This window comes from Hyphomonas sp. UBA3601, assembly GCF_002375605.1.
In the GTDB taxonomy this organism is placed as follows: domain Bacteria; phylum Pseudomonadota; class Alphaproteobacteria; order Caulobacterales; family Hyphomonadaceae; genus Hyphomonas.
The window spans coordinates 1-3,676 of the sequence record NZ_DFME01000010.1; the positions used below are offsets into that span (position 1 = coordinate 1).

Genomic DNA, 3,676 nt, shown 5'->3' on the forward strand with positions numbered 1-3,676 from the left:
CGAACTTCATAGCCAAGCACTCGCGGGCTCTCATGATGGCAGGCGAAAAGCCCCCAGAGCTTGCCCCGCTTCAGGATGGAAATGGAGAGCGATGCCTGAACGCCCATATTTGCCAGATATTCCAGATGAATGGGCGAGACGGACCGCAAACCACTCATAGACAAGTCGAGCGGCACACCCTCAGGATTGATGGCAGGAATGATCTCCGCGCCCGAATCCGATACATCCGCGATGATACGCAGAAGGTTACGTTTGTAGAGTGCTCGCGCTTGCTTTGGAATGTCAGACGCCGGATAATGTAATCCCTTGAAACTATCCATTCCCGGCTTGACGGATTCAGATACGACAACGCCGGAATCATCCTCTGCAAAGCGGTAAACCATGATCCGATCAAACCCAATCAGGTTGCGCAACTGGCGCGCCGCCTCATCGCACAATTGTTGTGAAGAATCGGCGCGAGATATACGCTCCACCATGGGACGAACATAGTTCACATAGTTGGTATCGCGTGCATCGTCCCGAGGCTCGAACTCCATCACGATTGAGCGCCCCGACAGGTGCATGGAGAGGTCGAACAAGCGCTCATCCCCGGTCAATGCCACACCGAATACGCGCTCAACAGCATCCGGCGACGCCAGCATCGGCATGCGGGATCGAATCAACAGCAAGGCCTGTTCCGAGAAACAGTCTCTCAGGGGCTTGCCTATCAGCTCTTCCGCTGCGGCTCCGATGAACTCTTTGACGTTTACCGAGGCATGATTCACGATCCAGTCTGACGACATGGAGATCAGGCCACCAAAGGACTGTACACGCCCGATGACGTGAATGGGTTCACGGTCGCAATTCGTCAGGTCAACATCGCTCGCGGGCCCGTCAGTTTCGGGGCTGTGGCGGATCATAGGCAAACTTTCTGGTCACGTCCTGGCAAGCCGCCTCAAAAATCGAGAAACAGCCCTTCGCAGATTCTACTATATCAATAAATTCCGATTGGCTAATTTGCGCGTTTGAAACCTGGACAAGAAAATCTGTCCAGCAAGAACGGTCTGTCATCTGGCTCAAAAAGCGACCTGCAAGCCGGACATTCGAATCATCGGCCTGCTGCCATCGTTTGTGCAGAACCGTACCACCGAGGCGGCTACCCGCGATAACATAAATCATTCCAACTGGATGCGCCGCTTCCATACTGGGCTCTGCCTGCCAGGTCGGTATTCCGGCGCCGAGCGAGGCAAGATCAGCCTCTATTTCTTCAAGGGGCAAGTATGGCAATGTGAACCTGCCATGCGGCCGCAAATGACGCTCAACCGTCGTATAGGCGAGATGATTGATCGCGAGAAAGGCGGCAAGCCCTTCCGGCCGAGTGAGGTCATGGCGGCTGATCAATTCGTCCACGCGCGCATGATGGTCTGCGGTTTTTAGGCGCAAATCCTGCCTGACCGTGTCCAAAATTTTCATCAATGAAATCTCTCTGTGCGTCCGCGCAGCGCTCAGGTCGGAACAGAATCGCTCAAACGGCCGCCAATGCGGATAGCTTCAATTCTTGTGGCAAGTCCTGTGGCGTCATCGGTTTCTATATAGGTTCCGCACAAGGTCCCCTCCCCCAAAGCGGGCTGGTAACGCTCTCCAGGCAATTGTGTCTGGAAGCGATACAGGGAAATCTGCTTCTGCATGCCGATGACGCTGTCATAGTCACCGCACATTCCGGCATCCGTCTGATAAGCCGTGCCGCCCTCAAGGATCATCGTGTCGGCTGTGGGGACATGGGTGTGACTTCCAACCACGAGACTTGCCCGCCCATCGCAGTGATGGCCCATAGCCATTTTCTCACTGGTCGCTTCACAATGCATGTCCACAATGATGGCATCCGCCACAGCGCCAAGCGGCATGGAATCCAATGCCGCATCCACGGCCGCAAAGGGACACGGCAGCGTCTGGCGCATGAACACATTCCCCTGCACCTGGACGACCCCGACACGACGCCCATCCGGCAAGCTGAACAGATTGGCTCCCTTGCCAGGTGCGCCGGCAGCCGATGGGTAATTTATGGGGCGCAACAAACGGGGTTCGCGTTCGATATAGGTCAAAGCCTCGCGTTGATCCCAGGCATGATCACCGAGAGTCAGGCAATCAGCACCTGCGGCAAAGAATTCCTCCGCAATGACGCTTGTCAGGCCGAAGCCTCCCGCCGCATTTTCAGCGTTTACTACAGCAAAATCCAGACGCATGCGCGCCTTCAGGCCCGGCAAATGGTCCAGGACAGCCTGTCGGCCAGGCTTTCCGACCACATCTCCAAAAAAGGCAATTTTCATGGCGAAAAGTCTATGCCCCGGCCTGAGAACAAAGAAAAGCGCGCGCGCCCAGTCGGCACGCGCGCGCTTGGAACGGATTCCAGTAGACTCTATTCGTTGCTAGCCGAGAAGCCGAGCGACGACTTGGTCAGCGTAGACGGGTCTTCCATCTCTGCAAATGTCGACATCTTGATCGGTGTCGCAGGGTTCAACGAAATGGTTAGCGTCTTCGGATCCGTGATGAAGCTCGACAGGGCCGTAGATGCCTCAGTTGCCAGTTCCATGTCGATCCCCGAACCTGACGCCATCATCGGTGCCATGGCCAGCAGACCAGCCGTTTGATTGCGCAGCTGCTGCGGGTCTTCACCGCTCTGCGCTGCGTAGGCATTGAACGCACGGTCCACAATGCCATCATCATCCAAGGACAGGTCGATGGAGTGGAGCGTAAGCTTCTCCATGACTTCTCCCAGCATTGCCGCCGGATCTGCAGAGTCCATATCCTGCTCAGCCTGAGCCGCCGCCATCGCGCTGGCACCTTCATACTTCGCGCCGAAATTCAAGCGGAAGCCATCTTTCAGCTCCCAGTAATTCTTGCCTTTTTCCAGCGTCACCACGTCTGCATCAGGATCGTAAGCCTGTTCACTGGCCATGGTCAGCTCAAGCTTTTCGTACCCGAGCGTCGCAAGCTGGGTACCCAACTGCTGGCCAAGCTCACCGTCACCAGCGTTCAGAACCATTTTGACGGGCTCAGTGATCACTTTTACGGCACGGCCCTGCTTGTCATGGCTGACATTGGAGACGAGCGAAGGCATGTCGAAATTGACGCCTGAAACATCGAAGTTCAGATCTTTCAGATTGATCGACTTGTAACCGGGATTGGCCGGATCTTTCGGGTTCATGCCGGCCATGAAACCAGACTCAAAGCTGTCTTCCAGAGAGTCGCCCTCAGCTGGCGCAAACACCGACCAGTCAAACCCGCGGATATCCACATTGCTGATATTGGCCTTGACGGTCATGTCGTCTTCAGGATCGAACATGTCGAACTTCAGGCCCTTCAGCATCATCTGAGCAGCCTTCTGATTCTTCATCCCAGAGACCGAAACCGTGTCCACGAGGAAGGTGCCACTTTCGCCATCGTCTTCATCGATCTGCATGTTCATGTCGTTCATGGTCCACAGATCGAAAGAGAGCGCCTCCCCTGTCGGCATGTCAGCAGGTTCTGCATCCGCAAACACGCTCGCGACCCATGCTGCCAGTGCAGGTGAAGGGTTGACCAGTTCGACGGAGCCAATGGACGCGCTGCCATCTTCTGCTTCTTCGGGATCAGTCGGAACCAGCGAAATGTCGGACATGACCATGCGCGAGAAGCTCGCTTTGCCGTCAATCATGGC

At 55.7% G+C, this 3,676-nt stretch carries 4 protein-coding genes; all 4 read right to left on the minus strand.

Going from position 1 to position 3,676, the window contains the following annotated elements; all coding sequences use genetic code 11:
* Positions 1-899 (minus strand): GAF domain-containing protein (locus tag B4F73_RS00625; protein ID WP_290481274.1); only part of this gene is annotated, 899 nt, incomplete at its 3' end.
* A complete protein-coding gene (locus tag B4F73_RS00630; protein WP_290482269.1) occupies positions 874-1,452 on the minus strand; it encodes a biliverdin-producing heme oxygenase in 579 nt (192 codons plus the stop codon). The genes B4F73_RS00625 and B4F73_RS00630, both read right to left, overlap by 26 nt.
* A gap of 32 nt (positions 1,453-1,484) precedes the next feature.
* Positions 1,485-2,306: a TIGR00282 family metallophosphoesterase gene (locus B4F73_RS00635; protein WP_290482270.1), complete on the minus strand. Its 822-nt coding sequence runs from the start codon at positions 2,304-2,306 to the stop codon at positions 1,485-1,487.
* Between the two features lie 89 nt (positions 2,307-2,395).
* On the minus strand, positions 2,396-3,676 hold a 1,281-nt coding region (locus B4F73_RS00640), incomplete at its 5' end, for a hypothetical protein (RefSeq protein WP_290482271.1).